Annotated in this window: 16 protein-coding genes; 12 read left to right on the top strand and 4 right to left on the bottom strand. The window is 46.0% G+C overall.

The window, feature by feature from the left end; genetic code table 11:
* Positions 1-25: 25 nt before the first annotated feature.
* The 10 genes from hrpA (at position 26) to xth (ending at position 13,716) form a co-directional block, all read left to right on the top strand.
* Complete coding sequence (hrpA, locus tag ICV89_RS05975) at positions 26-4,060, top strand: ATP-dependent RNA helicase HrpA (RefSeq protein WP_215307360.1); 4,035 nt, start codon at positions 26-28, stop codon at positions 4,058-4,060.
* 59 nt (positions 4,061-4,119) lie between these two features.
* Entirely contained in the window at positions 4,120-5,136 is a 1,017-nt protein-coding gene (locus ICV89_RS05970; RefSeq protein ID WP_215307358.1) for a cytochrome D1 domain-containing protein, read from the top strand.
* Positions 5,137-5,145: 9 nt separating this feature from the next.
* Positions 5,146-5,916: a polysaccharide deacetylase family protein gene (locus tag ICV89_RS05965; protein ID WP_215307356.1), complete on the top strand. Its 771-nt coding sequence runs from the start codon at positions 5,146-5,148 to the stop codon at positions 5,914-5,916.
* A gap of 15 nt (positions 5,917-5,931) precedes the next feature.
* Positions 5,932-6,909 carry a sterol desaturase family protein gene (locus ICV89_RS05960; protein ID WP_215307354.1) on the top strand — a complete coding sequence of 326 codons (978 nt, stop codon included), beginning with the start codon at positions 5,932-5,934 and terminating at the stop codon, positions 6,907-6,909.
* A 43-nt stretch (positions 6,910-6,952) separates the two neighbouring features.
* Positions 6,953-7,813, top strand: coding sequence for an EI24 domain-containing protein (locus tag ICV89_RS05955; RefSeq protein ID WP_251370790.1), 861 nt, complete (start codon positions 6,953-6,955; stop codon positions 7,811-7,813).
* Positions 7,806-8,669: a molybdopterin-binding protein gene (locus ICV89_RS05950; protein ID WP_215307350.1), complete on the top strand. Its 864-nt coding sequence runs from the start codon at positions 7,806-7,808 to the stop codon at positions 8,667-8,669. Before ICV89_RS05955 ends, ICV89_RS05950 begins: the two co-directional genes overlap by 8 nt.
* 197 nt (positions 8,670-8,866) lie before the next feature.
* On the top strand, positions 8,867-10,282 hold the full coding sequence (gene glnA, locus ICV89_RS05945) for a type I glutamate--ammonia ligase (RefSeq protein ID WP_215307348.1): 1,416 nt from the start codon (positions 8,867-8,869) through the stop codon (positions 10,280-10,282).
* An 11-nt stretch (positions 10,283-10,293) separates the two neighbouring features.
* The gene (glnL, locus tag ICV89_RS05940; RefSeq protein WP_215307346.1) at positions 10,294-11,430 is read left to right on the top strand and encodes a nitrogen regulation protein NR(II); all 1,137 of its coding nucleotides are present in this window, start codon (positions 10,294-10,296) and stop codon (positions 11,428-11,430) included.
* Positions 11,427-12,878: a nitrogen regulation protein NR(I) gene (gene ntrC / locus ICV89_RS05935; RefSeq protein ID WP_215307344.1), complete on the top strand. Its 1,452-nt coding sequence runs from the start codon at positions 11,427-11,429 to the stop codon at positions 12,876-12,878. Before glnL ends, ntrC begins: the two co-directional genes overlap by 4 nt.
* The gene (gene xth / locus ICV89_RS05930; protein ID WP_215307342.1) at positions 12,871-13,716 is read left to right on the top strand and encodes an exodeoxyribonuclease III; all 846 of its coding nucleotides are present in this window, start codon (positions 12,871-12,873) and stop codon (positions 13,714-13,716) included. The genes ntrC and xth overlap by 8 nt, the downstream gene beginning before the upstream one ends.
* A 10-nt stretch (positions 13,717-13,726) precedes the next feature.
* Here xth and ICV89_RS05925 read toward each other — a convergent pair whose 3' ends face one another.
* The 4 genes from ICV89_RS05925 to ICV89_RS05910 all read right to left on the bottom strand — a co-directional run bounded on the left by ICV89_RS05925 (position 13,727) and on the right by ICV89_RS05910 (position 20,013).
* The gene (locus ICV89_RS05925) at positions 13,727-15,859 is read right to left on the bottom strand and encodes a M3 family metallopeptidase (protein WP_215307340.1); all 2,133 of its coding nucleotides are present in this window, start codon (positions 15,857-15,859) and stop codon (positions 13,727-13,729) included.
* Between the two features lie 71 nt (positions 15,860-15,930).
* Complete coding sequence (folD, locus tag ICV89_RS05920) at positions 15,931-16,788, bottom strand: bifunctional methylenetetrahydrofolate dehydrogenase/methenyltetrahydrofolate cyclohydrolase FolD (protein ID WP_215307338.1); 858 nt, start codon at positions 16,786-16,788, stop codon at positions 15,931-15,933.
* A gap of 5 nt (positions 16,789-16,793) precedes the next feature.
* Positions 16,794-17,441: a response regulator transcription factor gene (locus ICV89_RS05915; RefSeq protein WP_215304203.1), complete on the bottom strand. Its 648-nt coding sequence runs from the start codon at positions 17,439-17,441 to the stop codon at positions 16,794-16,796.
* Between the two features lie 37 nt (positions 17,442-17,478).
* Positions 17,479-20,013 carry a PAS domain S-box protein gene (locus ICV89_RS05910; RefSeq protein WP_215307336.1) on the bottom strand — a complete coding sequence of 845 codons (2,535 nt, stop codon included), beginning with the start codon at positions 20,011-20,013 and terminating at the stop codon, positions 17,479-17,481.
* 201 nt (positions 20,014-20,214) lie between these two features.
* Between ICV89_RS05910 and aceE the strand changes: the two genes are divergently transcribed.
* Together aceE and aceF are read left to right on the top strand one after the other, a co-directional pair.
* Complete coding sequence (gene aceE / locus ICV89_RS05905; protein ID WP_215307334.1) at positions 20,215-22,911, top strand: pyruvate dehydrogenase (acetyl-transferring), homodimeric type; 2,697 nt, start codon at positions 20,215-20,217, stop codon at positions 22,909-22,911.
* Between the two features lie 15 nt (positions 22,912-22,926).
* The gene (gene aceF, locus ICV89_RS05900) at positions 22,927-24,240 is read left to right on the top strand and encodes a dihydrolipoyllysine-residue acetyltransferase (RefSeq protein WP_215307332.1); all 1,314 of its coding nucleotides are present in this window, start codon (positions 22,927-22,929) and stop codon (positions 24,238-24,240) included.
* Positions 24,241-24,249: the final 9 nt, after the last annotated feature.

The following is a 24,249-nucleotide window of genomic DNA, read 5'->3' as shown; positions in this document are numbered from 1 at the left end:
AAAACCCAAAGCGAGCCCTGAGACTGTGCCTGCTTCCAACACCCTTCGAAGGCTGGAGATTCGCTTTCCGGAGGAGTTGCCGGTATCAAGCCAACGTCAAACCATCAAGGATGCCTTGAGCTCACATCAGGTTGTGATTGTTTGTGGAGAGACTGGATCAGGCAAAACAACCCAATTACCCAAAATCTGTTTAGATCTCGGCAGGGGCACTATAAATGGCGGTCGTCTCATTGGGCACACGCAACCGCGCCGGATTGCTGCTACAGCTACTGCAAAGCGTATCGCTCAGGAGTTGGGCACTCCAATTGGTCAAGACGTCGGCTATCAAGTGCGCTTTGCTGACAAGACCAGCCAGGGTGCTTCAATCAAGTTGATGACCGATGGCATCTTGCTGGCAGAAACGCAGCGAGATCCTCAGCTGCGCACCTACGACACTCTCATTATTGATGAAGCTCATGAACGCAGCCTCAATATTGATTTTCTATTAGGCTACCTGCGACAGCTCCTACCCAAGCGTCCAGACCTGAAGTTGATCATTACCTCAGCCACCATTGATGCAAAGCGTTTTTCGGATCATTTCGCCTTAAATGGCAAGTCTGCTCCGGTAATTGAGGTAAGCGGGCGACTTTTCCCGGTTGAGCAACGTTATGAGCCACTGGAGCTTGATGTTAAGCCTGATGGAAAAAAAGAGTCTAAAGAGGCCAAAGAGCTATCTGACGCTGTAACAGAATCAATTGCAAAGGTATGGCGCGAAGGTGTATCAGGTGCAGGCGATGTGCTCGTCTTCCTGCCCGGCGAGCGGGAAATTCGGGATTGTGCTGAAGCTCTTAGAAAAGATCATGTTCTGCAGCAACGCTTTCATCCGGAGATTTTGAGTCTTTTTGCTAGACAATCGGTTGCTGAGCAAGAGCGCGTATTTAACCCCGGCAATGGCCGCCGTATTATTTTGACGACTAACGTTGCCGAGACCTCATTAACAGTTCCCAATATTCGTTATGTGGTTGATAGCGGCTTGGCTCGCGTCAAACGCTATTCCTATCGCAACAAGGTAGAGCAACTTCAGATCGAGCCAATTTCGCAGGCAGCTGCCAATCAGAGGGCGGGTCGTTGCGGTCGCGTATCAGATGGTATTTGTATTCGTCTCTACAGCGAGCAAGATTATTTAAGTCGCCCCAAATTTACTGATCCAGAAATTCTGCGTAGCTCATTAGCGGCGGTATTGCTTCGCATGAGCTCTCTAAGATTGCCCCGTATTCAAGAGTTTCCATTTATTGATAAACCTTTGGGTCGCGCGATTGCCGACGGTGTCCAGCTTCTAGATGAGTTGGGCGCTATCGTCTATGACGATGTCACCCTCAGTAGTGATACGGATAGCAACAGCAGATTCAAGCTCACTCCTATTGGCAAACAGTTAGCAGATCTGCCATTAGATCCTCGGATTGGTCGTATGCTGTTAGCGGCCAAGGAGCACAACGCATTGCGTGAGGTCACCATCATTGCCTCCGCTTTAGCTACCCAGGATCCACGTGATCGACCAATGGATCAGGCTGCAGCCGCTGACCAAGCGCATCTCCTGTTTGCGGATGAGCGTTCCGAGTTTCTCAGCTTCGTCAAGCTTTGGGATTGGCATCAAGATGCCCTGAAGCACAAGCACAGCAATCGACAATTAGAGAATCTATGCCGTAGTAAGTTTTTATCACCAAGACGTCTGCGTGAATGGCGCGATGTTCATGGTCAACTGCATACGATGTTGGCTGAAAAGGGCTGGAAAGAAAATCCATCCGCCGCTACTTATGAACAAGTTCACCTCTCGCTCTTAACTGGCCTCTTGGGTTATGTAGCTAAAAAAGAGGAAGATGAAAAATCTCAGGAGCGTGGCAGCAAGACTGGTAGCTATATGGGCGCACGCGGTATCCGTCCCTTTATTTGGCCAGGCTCAACGATTGGCAAAAAGGCCGGTGCCTGGATTTTGGCTGGTGAACTACAAGAAACCAATCGCATGTATGCGCGCACGATTGCCAAAATCGAGCCAGGGTGGGTTGAGAAGGTTGCAGCCCATCGCCTGATTAAATCTTTGAGCGAGCCTTTTTGGGATCACCGTCAAGGAGAGGTGATGGTCTTTGAGCGTGGCACTTTGTATGGACTCCCGATTTATCACGGTCGTCGCGTCCGTTATGAACCTCACAATCCAAAAGATGCTCGTAATTTATTCATTACCCAGGCCTTAGTTCAAGAAGAGATGTTTGGCCGTATGGATAGCCCTGCATTGATGCGGGAGACCGAGGCCGATGCTAGAAAAAAATATCCCGGGATTTTTGAATTCTTTTGGCATAACCGCAGACTGATTAAAGAGATTGAAGCTTTAGAGCATCGTTCACGACGTCCCGATGTGTTGGTAGATGATGACCTCCTTTTTGCTTTTTATGATTCGCGTATTCCTCAGGATGTTTTGAGTAGGGAGAGTATGAAAGCCTGGTTGTTAAAGACATCAGCGGGTAAAGGCGTTATTGAGGAAGTGCCCGATAGTCTTTTGCGCCTAGCCAAAGCAGACTTAATGCGCCACGAGGCAGCTGGAATTACGGTAGATCGTTATCCTAAAAAGATGATGGTCGGTGGCAGCGAATTGAGTTTGACTTATCACTTCGAACCTGGCAGTCCCAAAGATGGAGTAACGCTGGTGGTGCCTTTGACTCTATTGAATCAGGTTGATGGTCGTCGATGTGATTGGCTGGTTCCAGGCATGTGTGAAGAAAAAATTGGTTTATTACTTAAATCACTTCCTCAGAAACTACGTCGCTACTGCGTCCCACTGCCCGAGTATGCAAAATCGTTTTTAGAGCGGATGCTATCAGGCAAACAGTTTGGGGTAGGTGACTTTTTAGATAGCCTCATTACTGATATTCGTAAAGAACGTGGCTTAGAAATTAAGCGTACTGATTTCAGGCCCGAATCCTTACCTTTGCATGCTTCAATGAATTTCCGCCTAGTGGATGAGCACGGTCGTCAGCTGGAGTTAGAGCGTAATTTATCTCGATTACGCGCTGAATATGGAGAGACTGCCCGAACAGCCTTCCAAGCCATAGCGCAGCAAGCAGTCCATGATGAGCTCGGGAGTAGTGTCCCGATAAATAACTTGGCTCCTATTGGCAAAACCAATCAAAGCGTCAATGCATCTACAGTAAAAACGGTAGAGCAGGGCGGTTATCGAAGCTGGGACTTTGGTGAACTGCCCGAGACTCTAGAAATTCAGAAAGGCAATCGCACTTTATTTGGCTACCCCGCTTTAGTGGATCGAACCGAGGCGTGCGATCTTGAAGTGTTTGATGATTTGCTAGAAGCTCGCAAACATCATTGGCAAGGATTACGTAGACTATTTGCCTTATCGAATAAAGATACGCTCAAGGCACTACAGAAACAGCTCCCTGGAATTCGGGAGCTTGGATTGCTCTTTATTAATATTGGGTCTGTTGATGGCTTAATTGAGCAAATTCTGAATCTCGCCTTGGAGCGGGCATTTATGAATGATCCATTGCCCGTGAATGCCGAGCAGTTTGCAGAGCGTTTGCAGGCAGGTAAGCCCCGTTTGGCTCTGATTGCGCAGGAGATTTCAAAACATGCCCTGGCGGCATTGCAGGCTTATGCAGATCTACAAAAGAAGTTATCCCAGGCAAAGGCTGCCTCAGCAACTGCCCATGTGGATATTCAGAACCAAATCCAGGGTTTGATCTTTGCTAAATTTGTTTCAGATACGCCTTACGCTCAGTTAGTGCATTTCCCTCGTTATCTCAAAGCCATTGCCATGCGTATTGATAAATTGCGCGCTAACCCTGGCCGGGATTCACAGTGCCAAAAAGACTGGGAGTCGGTTGCTAGGCCATGGCAAAAACTCGTTCAGGCCAGCCATGGCTCTGTAGCATATGACATTAACGAGGATCAGGCTTTAGCAGATTTTCGCTGGCAACTCGAGGAATTGAGGGTGGCTTTATATGCCCAAGAATTAAAGACCCCAAGCCCAATGTCCTTAAAGCGCCTAGAAAAGGTCCTAGCTAGCTTGCGATAGGTCAAGTGATTCTGGTTAAAGACCTGCGTCAGATGAATCATTTGCTTACAATGTGAGACATGCACACTTACATTCGTAAAGCCAAATTTGGCAGTATTTCAATCTTGGCTATCTATGCCCTGACTGGGCTCTTGAACGCTGCTTATGCTCAAGGCTCGAACTCATCCGAGCCCAAGTTAGCAGTTGTCTTGAACTCTGGTGAGGCTACTGTCAGTCTGATCGATATGCCAAGTCGCAAAGTGATCAAGACAGTACCGGTTGGAAAAGAGCCTCATCACTTGATGATGACCCAAGATCAAAAGACTTTGCTGATTGCGAATGCTGCAGGCAATGATGTGGTGCTGATGAATCCCACTACTGGTGAGTTAACTGGCAAGATACCGAACATTATTGATCCGTACCAAATTGGTTATTCGCCCAATCATAAGTGGTTTGTTGCAAACGGTAATCGCTTGGATAGGGTGGATGTTTACCATGCGCAGGGCGCAGATCTCAAATTGGCTAAAACAATTAAGCTTGGTAAGACGCCAAGTCATGTCGCATTTACAGCAGATAGCAAGATTGCATTCATTACCTTACAAGACTCAAATGAACTGGCGGCAATTGATTTGGATACCCAGACTGTCATTTGGAAAATCACCACTGGTAAAGTGCCAGCAGGAGTTTGGATGACGCCTGGTGATCAATACCTATTGATTGGTATTACTGGTGAAGACTATGTTCAAGTCATTGATTGGAAAACCCGTAAAGAGGTCAAACGAATCGTTACTGGCAAGGGCGCTCACAACTTCCGCCCCTTGGGTGATAAAAAGCATGTGTTCGTCAGTAACCGTATTGCGTCAACTATCAGCATGATTAATATGCAGACCTTGGAAAAGGTGGGCGATATTACCGGGCTGCCGGCCGGTCCAGATGATATGGAAATTACGCCTGACGGAAAAACCCTGTGGGTCACTCTCCGCTTCTCTAAAAAGGTGGGGGTAATTGATATACCTACGATGAAGTTAGTCTCGGTAATCCCTGTTGGTAGATCACCCCATGGCGTTTTCTTCACACCGCATGCTAGCTGGGAATAGCCCGATTAGATGTATTTCAATGCCACTCTCGCTCGACTGACAGTATTCATTATTCTGGCTTCATGCTCTTCGCTTGGCTTTACACAAGAGGCGAATTGTAAAAAAACGGTTTACCTAACTTTTGATACCGGCAATATGTCTGTAGCACAAACTATCGCCGATATTTTGAATCGTCAAAATGTGAAAGCTACTTTTTTTCTGGCGAATGAAAAAACTAGCCGCGGCGATTTTTCTTTGGATGACTCTTGGAAATCGTATTGGCAAGATCGGGTTCGTGAAGGCCATCACTTTGGTAGCCACACCTATGACCATGTGTACTTTGTAAAGGATGGTCCAAGTGGAGAGATCTTTGCAAAGCCACAATTTGGTCCCAAGGCGGGAGTGAGCACTCTTTACAACGAAGCAACTTATTGTCGAGAAATCCGACGAGTGGATGAGCGCTTTAAAGAGTTAACAGGCGCCAGCATTGAAAAAATCTGGCGTGCCCCTGGCGGTAAGACATCGCCCCGTTCGGTCAGGATGGGCGATCAATGCGCTTATCAACATTTTGGCTGGAGTCCTGCGGGATTTTTGGGTGATGAACTGAGTTCGCAGACGCATCCCAACAAAACGCTTTTGGATAAGGCTAGTAGCCAGCTGCAGGATGGCGATATTACTATGGCTCATTTGGGTATTTGGTCACGCAAGGATCCCTGGGCTCCGGCAGTTTTAGAGCAACTCATACTGAACTTAAAGGCTCGGGGGTTTTGTTTTGCAACCCTGCCAAAACGTGATAAATGAGACACAATTGAGTATATGGACTCAAACCCTTTGATAGCTGCCATCGCTTCAGCCTACGCTAGCGTTCAAGAATTCTTGTTTACCTATGTGGCTGGACCAATTTTGTATCACTTCGATCTGATGGCGATGGCCGAGGATGTATTTGATGGTATCGACTGGTTTTTATTTGGGTGTATTCAGATTTTCCTGATTGCTGTGATTCTCAGAGCCTGGGAGAGATTTTCTCCCGCAGAGATGCAAGAACGATTTACAAAGAGCTCCAAGGCAGATATTTTTTATACCCTATTTCATCGTCTAGGTATTTTTCACGGTCTGATTTTCATCGCCTTATCAGGATTTTTCTTTCAGATTGATTCTGTCTTACATGACTTTCGTTTTGATAGATTGAATGTGGAGTCTTGGTGGCCGTCAGTGACATCGATACCGTTGGTGAGTTTTTGTATCTACTTCATATTGCTTGATTTTGTGGAGTACGTATATCACCGCGCCTCCCATGTTTTTAATTGGTGGTGGCAATTGCATGCCTTGCATCATAGTCAAACGGTGATGACTGCTTGGTCTGATGATCGCAACCATATCGTCGATGACATCATGCATGCATTAGTCTTTTCTTTCTTTGCCCTATTGTTTGGGGTGTCACCTAGTCAATTTATTCTATTAGTGGTGTTGAGCCAGTTAATTCAAAGCTGGCAACATGCTAATTTAAAGATTCATCTTGGACCGTTTAAGTATTTGTTAATTTCCCCGATGTATCACCGAATGCATCATGCGGTAGGGTATGGTCATGAGGCCAAAGGTAAGCCAGGCGTTTTAGGTGGTTGTAACTTTGGAGTCTTGTTTCCTTGGTGGGACATGATGTTCAATACCGCAATCTTTTCAAAAGAGGTTCATCCCACTGGCGTTAGAGACCTAGTGTTGTCGCCTAATGTATTGCAGCATCAGTGGCAGGGTCTAATACATTCCCTTCGAGAAATCTTTCCCAAAGCAAAATAGAAGCTAGAAGTTCACATGGTAGCAATGGAAATCTATGGATAGCATGCAGCAAGTTTTTAAATCTTTTGGCTTGGCTTTAGTTGGTGCAATGCATCCGAAAATGCTATGGCTGAGCTTGCGGCCATTTATGATCGTCTCCGTCTTATGGGGCGCCTTAATTTGGCTAACTTGGACGCCAGCATTAGAGATGCTGAGTACTTTTCTGACGGCATCCATATTTACTAGCTGGATTGCGGATGGTTTGATCTGGGCCGGCTTCGAGAGTGCTCGTGCATGGATCGCGCCACTCTTCTTTGTAATGTTACTGATTCCTCTAATCTCAATCAGTTTATTGGTATTCATCGCCTTAACAACTGTGCCAACTATCGTTAAGGTGGTCACGCGGCAATATGCTTATAAAGACATTGCGAAGAAAAAGGGCGGCAGCTTATTTGGCAGCTTTATCTATACCCTTTGGTCAGCTTTGATCTGCCTAGTTTTAGTGATGCTCACTTTGCCAGTATGGTGGATACCACCATTGGTTGCCGTCTTACCCCCATTACTTTGGGGCTGGTTAACCATGCGTTTGATGTCTTACGATGTATTGGCTTTGCATGCTACTGCAGAGGAGCGCGATATCCTGTTGCATCAACACCGTTGGCCACTATTGGCCATGGGAGTTATTTCTGGGATGTTGGGAGCAGTACCTACCTTTTTCTGGGCAACCTCTGTTTTAGCTCTTGTCTTATTTCCTATTGTTAGCTTTGTTGCGCTCTGGATCTATTCTTTAATATTTGTCTTTGCTGCGCTTTGGTTTACACATTATTTGCTTGAGGCTCTAAAAGAATTGCGCAGTAATGAGTTGACTCAATCCCTCAATATAGAAGCGCGTGTTATTGATACGGAGTTACCAAACCATGGCTGAGGTATTGAATAAGCCGATTCTCGAGGACTCCGAATTCAATTCGCGTCGTTTCGGTTTAATTGTGATTGGCGATGAAATTTTGTCCGGCCGTCGTCAAGACAAACATCTCAGTAAATTGATTGAGCTTTTAAATGAGCGCGGCCTCAGCCTATCTTGGGCTAAATATGTTGCAGATGATCCCAAGCAAATTACTGCTACCTTGAAAGACAGCTTCACTAGTGGTGATGTAGTTTTTAGTACTGGTGGTATTGGAGCCACGCCTGATGACCACACGAGACAATGCGCTGCTTTAGCCTTGGGTACGCAAACGCAACTCCACGCGACTGCACAAGAGCTTATTGCCGGACGTATTCAGACCATGGCAGAGGGCGACCCATTAAAGGCCGATCTGAGCACTCCAGAAAACCAGCATCGCTTCAAGATGGGGGAGTTCCCCATTGGGAGCGATATCATTCCGAATCCCTATAACCAGATCCCTGGTTTTTCTATCCATGAGCACTATTTTGTGCCTGGCTTTCCTGTCATGGCTGCGCCTATGATGGCGTGGTGCTTGGATACGTATTATCAGAATTTATTTCATCGCGAGAACTGGGCAGAACAAAGTTTCATCGTTCCCAAGGGCATAGAGTCTGTCCTAACGCCCTTAATGGAGCGTATTGAGGCCTCTTTTCCGGGGGTAAAGGTCTTTAGTCTCCCATCGGTTGGAGATACTTCCAGAGGGGGTGTTTATGCCGAGCGGCATATTGAATTAGGCATTAAGGGTAATGCCAAGCTTCTAGATAACGCCTGGATCGCTTTGCGAACTGGCACTGAGGCTTTGGGTTATGACGTTCATGATATTTCGAAATCTGATTAAGCACTACTTTGGTGCAAATATAGTGATTTTTAGGGTTTTAAGGGGTTTTTCAGCACTTAATTAGTGCAATAATGACTATTCCCGTTTGTTTGCTTCAGTAAATTAGATACATCCCAAGGGCATATTTGATGCCTGGAATAAACAAGGGTGTACACCTTAGGTTTGTATTCCGAATTCAGTTAATAGAGGAGATTTGCATGACGAAGACCGTCGCTGATGTGATGAAGTTGGTTAAAGAGAAGGAATGTACTTTCGTTGATTTCCGCTTTGTAGATACAAAGGGTAAAGAGCAGCACACAACGGTACCTATTTCCCATTTTGACGAAGACAAGTTTGAGAGCGGTCACGCGTTTGACGGCTCATCTATTGCTGGTTGGAAAGGTATTGAGGCATCTGATATGTTGTTGATGCCAGATCCGACTGCTTGCTATATCGACCCATTCTATGAAGAGCCAACATTGGTGATCACATGTGATGTGATCGAGCCTTCAGATGGTAAAGGTTACGACCGTGACCCACGTTCGATTGCTAAGCGTGCTGAGTCCTATTTGAAGAGCACTGGTTTGGGAGATACAGCGTACTTTGGTCCAGAGCCAGAATTCTTTATTTTTGATGGCGTCCGTTGGGGTGCTGATATGCAAGGTTGTTTCGTTAAGGTAGATTCTGAAGAGGCACCATGGTCTTCAGCTGCTGAAATCGAAGGCGGCAACACTGGACATCGTCCAGGCAAAAAGGGCGGTTACTTCCCAGTTGCTCCAGTAGATACATTCCATGACATGCGTTCTGAAATGTGTTTAATCCTCGAATCCTTAGGTATTCCAGTTGAAGTGCATCACCATGAAGTTGCTGGTCAAGGTCAAAATGAATTGGGCACTAAGTTCAGCACATTAGTTCAACGTGCTGACTGGACTATTTGGCAGAAATACGTTGTTCAAAACGTGGCTCATGCATACGGCAAGACAGCAACATTTATGCCTAAGCCTATCGTTGGTGACAATGGTTCTGGTATGCACGTTCACCAATCCATTTGGAAGAACGGCGAGAACTTGTTTGCTGGTAACGGCTACGCAGGTTTGTCAGAGTTTGCCTTGTTCTACATCGGCGGCATTATTAAGCACGCTAAGGCATTGAATGCGATCACTAACCCAGGTACAAACTCATACAAGCGTTTAGTTCCAGGATTTGAGGCTCCAGTAAAGTTGGCTTACTCTGCGCGCAACCGTTCTGCTTCGATTCGTATTCCACACGTTTCAAGCCCTAAGGGTCGTCGTATCGAAACTCGCTTCCCTGATCCATTGGCTAACCCATACCTCTGCTTCTCAGCATTGATGATGGCTGGTTTAGATGGTGTTCAGAATAAGATTCATCCAGGTGAAGCTGCTGACAAGAACTTGTATGACTTGCCGCCAGAAGAAGATGCAAAGATCCCAACCGTTTGTGCAAGCTTGGAAGAGGCATTAGAAGCTTTGAACAAAGACCGTGAGTTCTTGACTCGTGGCGGTGTCTTTACAGACTCTATGATCGACGCATATATCGCTTTGAAGATGGAAGATGTCACACGTTTCCGTATGACAACTCATCCGATCGAATTCGATATGTACTACTCCCTGTAAGCGAAGGAAAAATGTTGAGCGCAGGTCTGTTGCGCAATTCGTTCAAAGGGGCAGCTTCGGCTGCTCCTTTTTTTCCGACATTGCTTGATCAGTTGCCTAATGCCATTGTGGTGTTTGAGGCTGATAACCAACAATTGGTTTATGTGAATCCTGCAGCAGAGTCTGCGCTGGACCTCTCTCGTAAATCACTTGAGGGTCAGTCTGTGCACGACTTGTTTGGTTCCAATGAGTCTCTTAATCACATGATTGAAGAGGTTAAGGCGGGACACTTTTCTGCGAAACGACAAGAAATGATGCTGCATTCATTGCCCGGTAGCATCCATCAAGAATCTATTCCTGCGCATGTGGTGGTAGCTAGCCTTGAAGATCCAAGCCTTATCATGATGGAGTGGTTCCCAATAGATCAACAGTTACGTAGTGAGCGTGATGAGCGCGTAACACAGCAAGTTGAAGCAAATAAACAGTTAATGCGTAACTTAGCGCATGAAATCAAAAACCCTTTGGGTGGCATTCGTGGTGCCGCTCAATTGCTCGAGTTCGAGCTACCAGAAAAGGGCTTGCGTGAATATACCCAAGTCATTATTAAAGAATCTGATCGTCTACAAAACTTGGTTGATCGACTGCTCGCGCCGCATCGTAAGGCGCATGCTATGGAGTCATTCAATGTTCATGAGGCCTTAGAGCGAGTGCGCAGTCTTGTATTGGCTGAGTTTCCTAAAGGACTCAGAATCATTCGTAACTATGACACTAGTCTTCCTGAGGTTTTGGGTGATCGTGAGCAGTTGATTCAGGCCGTCTTAAATATTGCTCACAATGCAGCCCAAGCGCTGACTGAAGAAATTGCTCAAGGTACGGCTCAAATTGAATTAAAGACCAGAGTAGCTCGCTCGGTGACTATTTCTAAACAACGATACAAAATGGCAATGGATTTGCACGTAATTGATAACGGACCTGGTATTCCGGATGAAATTCGCGAGCGTATTTTCTTTCCATTGGTATCTGGCAGGGATGGGGGCAGTGGCCTTGGCCTCACCTTAGCTCAAACTTTTGTGCAGCAGCATCAAGGTTTTATCGCTTGCAACAGCCGTCCTGGACGGACTGATTTCCAAATTCAAATTCCTTACCGTAGGCAGGAGAAAGTTATATGAAACCCGTTTGGATCGTGGATGATGATCAATCTATTCGTTGGGTCCTAGAAAAAGCGCTTACTCGCGAGAATATTCCTCATAAGAGTTTTTCTAATCCTAATGATGTACTTGATGCATTGGAAAAAGATGCGCCACAGGTATTGATTTCAGATATTCGTATGCCACGCGGCAATGGTTTGGATCTGTTGCAGAATGTAAAAGAAACCCATCCGCTACTTCCAGTCATTATCATGACCGCCTATTCTGATTTAGACTCTGCGGTCTCATCATTTCAAGGTGGCGCATTCGAATATCTGACTAAGCCATTTGATATTGATAAAGCAGTTGAGTTGATTCGTCGTGCTATGGAGCAGAGCGAGCGCAATCAATCTGGTAATAAAGAGATGAATGGTTGGAGACAAGACTCCACTGAAATTATTGGTCAAGCTCCGGCAGTGCAGGAGGTTTTCAGAGCGATCGGGCGTCTAGCTCAGTCGCATTCAACAGTATTAATTACAGGCGAGTCAGGTACCGGCAAAGAGTTGGTAGCACAAGCATTGCACAAGCATAGTCCACGCGCTAAAGGTCCATTTGTTGCCTTTAGTACTGCAGCAGTACCCAAGGATTTATTAGAGTCAGAGTTATTTGGTCACGAGCGCGGCGCTTTCCCTGGAGCTTTGACTTTACGTCGTGGCCGTTTTGAGCAGGCTGATGGTGGCACCTTATTCTTAGATGAGATTGGTGAAATTCCATTCGACCTACAAACACGTTTATTGCGCGCGCTAACGGATGGTCATTTTTACCGTGTTGGTGGTCAAGATCCGATTAAGGCAAATGTACGCATCATTGCATCAACCCATCAGAACTTAGAAGCCCGAGTTGCTGCAGGCGCTTTTCGGGAAGATTTATTGCACCGCTTAAATGTCATTCGCTTGCGCATGCCTGCATTGCGTGAGCGCGCAGAGGATATCCCGGTTTTGGCACGCCATTTTATGTTGTCTTGTGCAAAGTCCTTGGGAGTTGAAGCTAAAAATCTTTCGGATGAGGTTTTAAAAGAAATGAGTGTCATGCCATTCCCTGGCAATGTGCGTCAATTAGAAAATCTCTGCCACTGGTTAACAGTCATGACGCCATCTAATGTCATTGGAGTGAGTGATTTACCTGCTGATATTTTGGCAGAAGCTGTTGAACAGCCAGCTCTATTGCAGGGCGAGTCTAGTCCTAATGTGCAGCTTGCTGTTAAGGCTGGTTCTGTCGATTGGGAGGGCGGTTTAGGTCGCCTTGCGGTCAAAATGTTGCAGGATGGAGATTCGGAAGTATATGACGTGTTGTGCTCTAAATTTGAAAAGGCAGTATTGCAAGCCGCACTAGAAGTTACGCGTGGCAGACGTGTAGAAGCAGCTCAAAGACTGGGTATCGGTCGCAATACAATTACTCGGAAGTTGCAGGAGTTGGGAATCAATGACTGATTCAATCAGAATAGCTGCCTGGAATGTGAATTCCCTCAAGGTACGCTTGCCCCAAGTGCTCAAATGGTTGCAAGATCATGAGCGGGCAAAAACACCTATTGATGCGCTCTGTCTTCAGGAGCTCAAGCTAACTGATGATAAGTATCCGCATCAAGAGCTCGAAGAGGCAGGATATATCAGTATTGCTGCTGGGCAAAAAACCTATAACGGCGTGGCTATTATTGCTCGAAAGGCAGCATTGGCGCCTATTGCTACTGATCATGACACTACTTTTCTAAAGCCAGTGAGAAATATTCCAGCAAATGCAGATGAGCAACAACGCATCTTAGCGGCTACAGTATGCTTCAAGGGAATGCAGCCGATTCGGCTAGTATCAGCATACTTTCCTAATGGACAATCGCCCGATAGTGACAAGTTTGTTTATAAACTAGGCTGGCTCAAAGCGCTCGAAAATTGGTTAAGAGAAGAATTAACTCAAAATAGCCGCTTAGCCCTTTTGGGTGATTTCAATATCGCACCAAGTGATATCGACGTACATGATCCCTCAAAATGGATCGGCCAAAACCTAGTTTCCCCAGAAGAACGTAAAGCCTTCCAGCAGCTTGTGGAATTGGGCTTAACAGACTCTTTCCGAATGTTTGAGCAAGCGCCTAAATCTTTTAGCTGGTGGGATTACCGCATGATGGGCTTTAGAAGAAACGCCGGTATGCGAATCGACCATATTCTTCTGAGCGATGCCCTGAAAGAAAAGTGCAACTCCAGCATCATCGATAAAGAGCCGCGCACCTGGGAGCAGCCTTCGGATCATGCCCCAGTCATCGCAGAAATTAAAGCTTAGATCATCGCCTTCATTGAGTCACGAGGCCGCCGTGACGAAGTAGGGCATCGATACTAGGCTCGCGACCCCTGAATGCCTTAAATGATTCGGCAGCAGGGCGGCTACCACCCACCTCCAGAATCTCTTGGCGATAGCGTATACCTGTTTTTTCATCAAGGACGCTACCAGTTAGTTTTGCCGCTTCTTCAAAAGCAGAGTAGACATCAGCAGAAAGAACTTCAGCCCATTTATAGCTGTAATAACCAGCAGCATAGCCACCAGCAAAAATATGGCTAAAGGTATTTATCCATCGAGAGATGGGTGGTTGCGGTATGACATTAAATTGATCTGCAATATTTCTAGACAGATCTAGCACGGCGTGACCTTGAGAGTTTTTTGGATCAAAACTAGCATGTAGGCGCCAATCAGTTAGCGACATCACAACTTGGCGCAATGTCATATAGCCATTTTGAAAATTCTTGGCAGCCAGTATTTTTTCAAATAATTCGCGAGGCAGTGGCTTTCCAGTTTCAGCATGCGCTGTCATTTTTTCCAAGACCTCCCATTCCCAGCAGAAGTTTTCCATAAACTGGCTTGGTAGCTCTACTGCATCCCACTCAACACCATTGATACCCGATACGCCTAATGCACTGACTTGCGTTAAAAGGTGATGCAGGCCATGACCACTCTCATGAAAGAGTGTGATCACATCATCATGAGTGATTGTCGGTTGGCGTAATACGCCATTTACTTTTACAGGTGGAGCAAAGTTACAGACTAGATATGCTACTGGTATCTGGATTTCTCCATTGGGTAATTCACGTCGACCACGTGCATCATCCATCCAAGCTCCACCACGTTTACCTGACCTTGCATAGGGATCAAGGTAAAAATAGGCCACCATATTATCAGCCGCATTTTTGACGGAGAAGGACTGCACATCTGCGTGCCAAGTTGGCAGATCAGCCTTTTGAATCTTCACACCAAACAAAGTTTGAATTACGCCAAATAAGCCCTCCAACACTTTGGGCAAAGGAAAGTATTGTTTCAACTCATTCTCAGAGAAGGAATAGCGCTCTTGCTTCAATCTCTCAGAAGCATAGGCAATATCCCAAGGTTCTAATCCATCATGAATGGATAGCTCAGTCTTGGCAAATAAAGAAAGTTCTTGCCAATCCTTTAGTGCAAAAGGTTTTGCCTTTTGAGCAAAATTCGTTAAGAAGGTATCGACTTCCTCAGCACTACTTGCCATTTTTGGGGCTAAGCTCAGGGCAGCAAAGTTTTTAAAACCCAGCATACGTGCTTCTTCATCACGTAGCTTTAACTGCTCAAGCATGTTTTGCGTATTATCCCAATCGAGTTTGCCTTTAGAGTATTGAGGGCCTAGCTCAGAAGCTCGAGTTACGTAGGCCTCATACATTAGGCGACGCAGGGATCGGTTCTCGGAATACTGCATTACTGGGTAATAAGAAGGGAAGTGTAGTGAAAATGCCCAGCCTTGAAGATTCTTCTGCTGAGCAAGATCGGCTGCAGCGGCAATGGCATCCTCAGGTAAGCCAGCTAAATCAACCTGATCTGTAATGAGATGAATAAATCCATCGGTGGCATCTAACACATGATCGGAGAAAGCCTTTCCTAACAAGGCTTGCTCATCTTGTATCTTCGCAAAGCGGGGTTTATCAGCATCACTCAGCTCTGCGCCACCAAGACGGAAGTCTCTTAATGAGTTTTCAATCACTTTCTTCTGGGCCGAATTGAGTTTTGAAAAGTCACTACCTTGACTCAGGGCCTTAAACTTTTCATAAAGCGCGAGATTTTGTCCCAAGCTTGAAAAGAAGGCCGTAACTTTAGGCATCATCTCCCCATACGCTGCTCTAAGTTCAGGAGTATCGGCAACACTATTGAGATGAGAAATCACCCCCCAAGATCTACTTAACGATTCAGTGGCATCCTCGAGAGGCTCTACCAAATCATTCCAGTTTGCTGGAGTGGCCAGGTTCACTGCATGATCTACCGCAGATTGCGCCCGCTGCAGAAGGAAGTCGATTGCTGGGGCAATGTCGGATGGCTTAACCTCAGAATAGGCGCAAATGCCTCTTCCGAATGCAATGAGTGGATTTTGTTGGAGCTCGGGAGAGGGCTTTGATGTCGTTGGTTTAGTCATCCCTATAGCTTAATGGACGACAGCAACTTTTGCTAATCAGGTGCTAAAACGGCCTCGTGTGAAGAGGTCTATTAGGTCAGTTTTGCTGCTTTTTCCGCTGCCTCTAGAGTGTTCATTAGGAGCATAGTGATGGTCATGGGGCCTACTCCACCTGGTACAGGAGTGATCCAGCCGGCAACATATTGAACGGCATCAAAATCGACGTCGCCACAGAGTTTTCCATCGGGCATGCGATTAATGCCCACATCAATGACTACAGCGCCATTTTTGACCATATCGCCGGTAATCATTTTTGGCTTGCCGGTAGCAACCACCAAAATATCAGCATCCTTAGTATGATGCGCCAAGTCACGAGTCTTGCTATTGCAAATTGTGACTGTTGCACCTGCTTGCAACAAGAGCATCGCCATTGGTTTGCCAACTATATTGGAAGCACCCACGATCACCGCACGTGCACCACGGATGGGATATTCAATACTCTCCAGTATTTTCATGCAGCCATAAGGGGTGCATGGCTTGAATTCTGGTTGGCCCACCATTAAGGCGCCAGCATTAGCTACGTGAAACCCATCCACATCTTTTGCTGGTGCAATGGCTTCAAGAACGCGCTCGGCTGCAATATGTTCAGGAAGCGGTAGTTGAACCAAGATTCCGTGAATTGCTGGATCAGCATTAAGAGTAGCAATACGAGCTAACAATTCTTCTTCGCCTAGCTCGACGGAGTAGCGCTCAAGCACAGAATGGAAGCCAACATCTTCACATGCTTTTACTTTGTTTCTGACATAAACCTGGCTGGCGGGATTTTCGCCAACAACAATCACTGCTAAACCTGGTCTAACACCTTTAGCGGTAACGATTGCACCACGTGCAGCAATTTCAGTACGTAATTTTTTGGATAGCGCAACGCCATCAAGTAACTGTGCAGGCATAAAAATTAATTGGGTTGTGGATCAGAGAGAGCAAGACGCAGAAGATCAGCAACAGTATTGACGTTGAGCTTTTCCATGATGTTCGCGCGATGAGCCTCGACAGTTTTGATTGAGATACTTAGATCATCTGCGATTTGTTTATTCAATCGACCGGCTACGATACGTTCAAGCACTTGGCGCTCACGCCCAGTGAGTTTGCTCAAGAGGCTCTGGGTTACCTTACGCTGACTGGCTTGGGAGTAATCAATCCGAGCTTTTCCAAGCATTCGATCTACTAAGCCACAGAGATCATTTTCTTTAAATGGTTTTTCGATAAAGTCCACCGCTCCACGCTTCATGGTGGAAACTGCCATCGATACATCTCCGTGACCAGTAATGAAAGCAACTGGCATGGGTAGGTTTTCACTAATGAGGCGCTCTTGTAATTCAAGGCCAGACATACCAGACATGCGGACATCTAGGATGGCGCAAGAGATGGTTGATTTATCGGTGCTTTGGAGTGACTGCAAGAAACGTTCAGCACTTGCATGGCAGCGAACTACATAGCCATTACTTTCAAGCAGCCAAGTAAGGGAGTCGCGAACTGCCTCGTCGTCATCTACAACATAAACTACTTCAGCTTGATTGGGTTTGGTGGCAGCACTGATATTCATATTAGCTCTCGCAGATAAACCTAAAAAAATACGTCAATTAAATACTATCCTGAGAGCCCGGAGACTCTAGGGGTAATAGTATTGTAAAGGTGCAGCCAGACAACTTTGTATGTTCGGCATCCATCAGATTTGTTGCCCAAAGACGACCCTGATGGGATTCAATCACAGATCTGCAAATGTTCAGACCCATGCCCATACCATCACTTTTGGTGCTGAAAAAGGGCTCAAACATGCGTTCAATCACTGATTTTGCAATTCCGCCACCCGCATCCTTCACCTGAATGCGCAACATGGCGGGGAAGGTGCTGGTGTCTAAATCTGCTGAAATCTGCACAGGAGGAGCCGACCAGCGCGAGGAAAGGGGGTAAACCTCCCTCAGGCTATCCAAAGAGTTTTTCAGGAGATTAACCAAGACCTGCAGAATTAAGACTGGATCCAAGTCGACCGCAGGGAGTTTTTCAGCAATTTCAGTGCTAATGCTCAAGCGATGGCGATGGGCTTCAATTTCCACCAACCCAACAGCATCATGAATAATTTCAGCGATATCGCAAGACTTTCTTTGCGGTTCACTCCGTTTTACAAAGCCTTTAATACGCTGAATGATCGTGCCAGCGCGATGAGCCTGATCGGATGCCTTTTCTAGCGCCGGAAGAATGTCTTTTTGTAAGGCAGGGTCAAGATGACCCTGTAAGCGCTTTACTACACCCATGCAATAGTTCGAAATTGCTGCAAGCGGTTGATTTAATTCATGGGCTAAAGAAGAGGCCATTTCACCCATCGTTGTTAAGCGGCTAGTAAATTGCATCCGCTCTTCTTGTTGTCTAGCCAAGTCATCCGCTTCGACGCGAAGCGTAATATCTGTGGCAATTAATAATTGTGCCAAGTGACCATCCACCCATGGGACATTACGTCTGCGAACTTCATACCATTTTGATATGCCCGATGCCTCATCTAGTAATTGAATTTCTTCTGATTCAGTTTCGTGGTAGGGTGGTGGCGGTGTAATGACTTCAGCTGTCTTATCACTAGAGTTATTAGGCAGACTTTGCATGATATTTTCATTGATATCGCTACCCGCTAATTCAAAATGACCCTTGGCGGTATTACCAAAGCGCTCACGATAGAAGCGATTTGCGAATAATAGTTCACCATTCTCATTCGACACCACTGATACGGCTGCATCAAGCCCTTCCAGAACGGCAACAAATCGCTCTTGTGATGCCGCTAATTCTTCTCGAATTTTTTTAGGTTCTGAGATATCAATTAATGAAGTTACCCAGCCAGTTTGCTGACCCTTTTCATTTACTAGAGGGGCAATAAATGTACGCGTCTGAATGACTGATCCATCTCTGTGGAGAATGGAGCCCTCAATCCCAATTTTCCTTTCATCGCTCAGCGCAATTTTGAGCGCCTTATTCATTTTGTCAGTCAGCTCATTTTTCTGCCCTTCGGGCCAGAAGGCAAAAGGGGGGCTCAGTCCGATGAGCTCTTCTGCAGACCACCCAGTCATCTCGCAAAATGCCGGATTCACATAAGTAATCACTCGATTCATGTCGTGCGCACGGATTCCCACTGGAGTGGAATTTTCCATCGCACTACGGAAATTGGTTTCTGCCCGAAGATTAGCTTCGGCCTCTTGCCTAACTTGCATTTGTTTAAGAACGGACCATAAACTCCAAATCACAAATGCACTCAAACCCAACACTACGCCTATTAACATCCTAAAAGTTAAATTCGTGGCTGGCGGGTAGGTGTCAATGCGCAGACTCAGGTTTGGACTGAGAACCCCAATATCCAAACTAGTTTGATTGCTAAATGCACGTTTTGGTGTATTTTTATCAGATGAGATTGCTAGTATCTTTTCCTCATCTGTAATTAAAGTAAATCGATACTGGCTCTTGAGCTCGCCAGGGATCATTTCAAGTAGACCCTGTGTTGTATAGAGCACAGCCACCATGCCTTTAATTTCACTGCCAGACATCTGTGGAACAGCTTGCCAAAACACGTTGCGGATTTCTTTTGACACTACTTCGTCACTTGGAACTTCAATAGTAATGAACTGACTAAATGCAGGTCTATTTGTTGCAGTGCTGAGTTCGAGCGTTTTTTTCAGAGCTTGGTTTATTGGTATCGCATTATTTGCTTTATTGAACCAGTCCGTTTTTAAGTTATCCGAAGGAATTTTCCACAGGCGCTGATCAGATTCATTGATCCAGGCAATTTGCGCTATTTCATGATTACTTTGCAAAAGATTTTCTGCTTGAATAATCACGTTCTCTTTTAACTTTGCGGAATCTCCAGCGCTGACATAATCCCGTCCAATAGATTGCAACACATCCGTATTGTTTGCAAAACGTAATTGGATGCGTTGCTTTGCAAAAGAGAGCTCTCTAAATAGTGCAGCTTCTTGCTGGCTCTTTTCTTGTAGTTGTAGGGTGCCCATAATGACTCCCATAACAACCGTAAACAGCACAATGGCTATTAATGGCGTGTAGACAAGCTTAAATCCCCGTATTCGACGGAGCCATTGCACAGGCTTTAGTTGCCAGATTGAAAATGCTATTTTTTTCATGTAATTGGCTTATTTTGCCCTACAGATAGGCATTCTTAGCCAAGCTACCTTTTTTCTCACTTGAGTGCGATGCAACAAAATATCATATAGTGAGAAATATTATCATTATGTGGAAAATTGCTTGTTTACACCCATAGACCTTCCTAGAATATTGCCTATAGAGTGAATCAATAAGATCGATGTAATTAATGGAGGCAGTTTATGGCAGCGGTTCCAGAACAAATTTTGGGTAGCGCAGGAAAACAAGATGCGGATCCAGGTGAAACCCAAGAGTGGTTGCAGGCTCTTGATGGTGTTATTCGGAATGAGGGTCCAGAGCGTGCTGCCTATTTAATTGATCAGCAAATTTCTCATGCTCGAGTCAATGGAGTAAATCAAGCCTTTCATGCAGAAACCCCCTACATCAACACAATCCCTGTAGAGCAACAGGCACGTCTACCAGGCGATCAAAATGTCGAACACCGCATCCGTTCCTACACGCGTTGGAATGCGATGGCTATGGTGTTACGCGCTAATAAAGATACCAACGTTGGCGGCCATATTTCTTCTTTCCAGTCAGCGGCAACGCTATATGACGTTGGCTTTAACCATTTCTGGCATGCCCCATCTCCGGAGCATGGTGGCGATCTCATATTTGTTCAAGGACATTCCGCCCCAGGCGTGTATGCCAGAGCCTACATGCTTGGTCGTTTGTCAGATGAACAGCTGAATAACTTCCGTCAAGAAGTAGGCGGCAAAGGTATTTCTAGTTATCCACATCCTTGGTTGATGCCCGATTTCTGGCAATTCCCAACAGTATCGATGGGTCTTGGCCCCATTATGGCTATTTATCAAGCGCGCTTTATGCGCTATATGCAGGATCGTGGATTTATTCAAGCGGAAGGTAGAAAAGTTTGGGCCTTCCTCGGCGATGGTGAAACTGATGAACCAGAATCACTCGGCGCTATTGGTATGGCAGGCCGTGAGAAATTAGACAACCTGATTTTCGTAGTGAACTGCAACTTGCAACGTCTTGATGGTCCAGTGCGCGGCAACGGCAAAATTATTCAAGAGCTCGAAGGGGAGTTCCGTGGCGCTGGTTGGAATGTAATTAAGGTAGTTTGGGGAGGTCATTGGGATGCCTTGTTCGCTCGCGACAAAAAAGGCATCTTGATGCAGCGTCTTGGTCAGATCGTCGATGGTGAATACCAGACAATGAAAGCCAAGAGTGGTGCCTACGTGCGCGAAATCGTTTTCAATACTCCTGAATTAAAGGCATTGGTCAGCGACTGGAGTGATGACGAGATTTGGCAACTCAATCGCGGTGGCCACGATCCCCATAAAGTATTTGCAGCTTTTCATTCAGCCGTAAATCACAAGGATCAGCCAACCGTTATTTTGGCCCACACGATTAAAGGTTACGGTATGGGTGGCTCTGGTGAGGCGATGAATATTGCGCACCAAGCGAAGAAGATGAATGCGGATGACGTGCGTCGCTTCCGCGATCGTTTTGAGATTCCTGTAAAAGATGAGCAGCTAGATGAAATGCCTTTAGTAAAATTTGCTGAAGGAAGTCCAGAGCTTGAGTACATGAAAGCTCGCCGTCAAGAGTTGGGCGGCTACTTGCCACAACGTCGGATGAAGGCTGAGAGCTTGCCTGTCCCTGCGCTTGAGGTATTTGCACCATTACTAGAAGCAACTACCGATGGCCGTGAGATTTCTACAACGATGGCTTTTGTTCGCATACTCAATACGATTGTGCGCGACAAGGTGTTAGGTAAGCGGGTTGTTCCCATTGTTCCAGATGAGTCACGCACTTTTGGTATGGAAGGCATGTTCCGTCAATTAGGTATTTGGAATCAGCTAGGTCAGCTTTACACCCCAGAAGACCATGACCAATTGATGTTCTATAAAGAGGATAAGACTGGCCAGATTTTGCAAGAGGGCATTAATGAAGCGGGTGGTATGTGCGACTGGATCGCTGCTGCTACTTCATACTCAACCCATGGCGTACCGATGTTACCTTTCTATATCTTCTATTCCATGTTCGGTTTCCAGCGCATCGGTGACCTATGTTGGGCTGCTGGTGATATGCGTAGCCGAGGATTCTTATTGGGCGGTACTGCCGGTAGAACTACTTTAAATGGTGAAGGTCTTCAGCACGAGGATGGTCACAGTCAAGTATGGAGCGCCTCAATTCCTAACTGCATTAGCTACGACCCTTCATTCTCTTTTGAGGTAGCCGTAGTAATTCAAGATGGTATGCGCCGCATGCTGGCTGAACAAGAGGATGTCTATTACTACATCACTTTGATGAATGAGAATTATGCTCATCCAGCTATGCCAAAGGGTGCAGAGCAAGACATTATTAAGGGCATGTATAAGCTCAAGTCGGTTGGCGATGCTAATGCGAAATTGCGCGTACAGCTCTTAGGTTCAGGTACGATTTTCCGTGAAGTGATTGAGGCTGCTGAAATCTTGCATACAGATTGGGGTGTCGCTTCTGATTTGTGGGGTTGCCCAAGCTTTACTGAGCTAGGTCGTAATTGGAATACGGTTCATCGTAATAACCTTCTAAATCCAACTGCTGCACCTGCTTTATCTCATGTAGAGCAGTGCCTCAAAAATACTGCGGGTCCAATCATCGCTGCTACTGATTACGTGCGTTTATTTGCCGAGCAAATTCGTCCAGCCATTCAGCATTTAGGCCGTCGCTTTGAGGTACTTGGAACAGATGGTTTTGGACGTTCCGATACTCGTGAAAAATTACGCGATTTCTTTGAAGTAGATCGTCGTTGGGTCGTTCTCACAGCCTTGCGCTCTTTGGTTGACGCTGGCCAATTGGATCGCCAAATGCTAGCTGAAGCGATTAAGAAGTACGGCATCGATACCACTAAACCAAACCCAATGACGGTTTGATCAGAGACAGATACTATGAGCCAACTAATTGATATTAAAGTCCCAGATATTGGGGATTACAAAGATGTGCCCGTCATCGAAGTATTGGTAAAAGCCGGTGATCGTGTTGAGAAAGAGCAGTCTATTGTTGTTCTTGAATCAGATAAAGCAACCATGGACGTTCCATCTTCACACTCCGGTCTTGTGAAAGAGGTCAAGGTTAAAGTGGGTGACTCTATTTCAGAGGGTGCCATCGTTCTGGTGCTTGAAGAGAGTGGCGCAGTCGCAGCTCCAGCTGCTGCACAAACCGCTCCCGCTCCCGCACCAGTTAAAACCGAACCTGCTGCGGCACTAGCCCCTAAAGTAGAGCCACCAATTGTGCGTGCTCCAGCACCTCCTCCTGTTAGCAATTCACCAGTTGAAGTAGATCCAACAGCCAGTCACGCAAGTCCTTCAGTCCGTAAATTTGCTCGTGAACTCGGTGTCACAGTTCATCTAGTTAAAGGTTCTGGCCCTAAAGGCAGAATTACCCAAGAGGATGTTCAGGCTTTTGTTAAGGCTGCAATGAGCGGTGGTGCTGGCGGTGGATCTAATGCATCTACTGGAAGCCTAGGTGGCTTAAATCTCATTCCTTGGCCAAAAGTGGATTTCTCTAAATTTGGTGATACGGAGCGTCAGCCATTAAATCGTATTAAGAAGCTAACTGCTGCGAACCTAGGTCGTAACTGGGTCATGATTCCTGCGGTGACTTATCACGAGGATGCGGACATTACTGATCTCGAAGCATTTAGAGTGCTGACCAATAAAGAGAATGAAAAGCAGGGTCTCAAAATCACGATGCTAGCTTTCTTAATGAAGGCTGCTGTAGCTGCGCTCAAAAAATTCCCAGAGTTCAATAGCTCTATTGATGGAGACGACTTGGTATTGAAAAAGTATTTCAATATTGCCTTTGCCGCAGATACGCCAAATGGTTTAGTGGTGCCAGTGATTCGTGATGCAGATAAAAAAGGTATCTTTGAGCTTGCTCGTGAAACTTCGGAGTTAGCTGCGCTAGCGCGAGATGGAAAACTGAAGCCCGAGCAAATGCAGGGCGCTAGTTTCACTATTTCTTCCTTAGGTGGTATTGGCGGTACTTATTTCTCACCTATTGTGAATGCGCCAGAGGTAGCAATTTTAGGGGTCAGTAAAGCTGCCATGAAACCAGTTTGGGATGGTAAGCAATTTGTGCCACGCTTAATTTGCCCATTGTCATTAAGTGCCGATCATCGTGTGATTGATGGTGCTTTGGCTACACGTTTTAATGTCTATATCGCTCAGCTGATGTCTGACTTCCGTCGCGCAGCACTGTAAGGAGAGAAT

Source organism: Polynucleobacter sp. Adler-ghost (genome assembly GCF_018688495.1).
In the GTDB taxonomy this organism is placed as follows: domain Bacteria; phylum Pseudomonadota; class Gammaproteobacteria; order Burkholderiales; family Burkholderiaceae; genus Polynucleobacter.
This window is presented reverse-complemented; position numbering and strand designations above follow the sequence as displayed.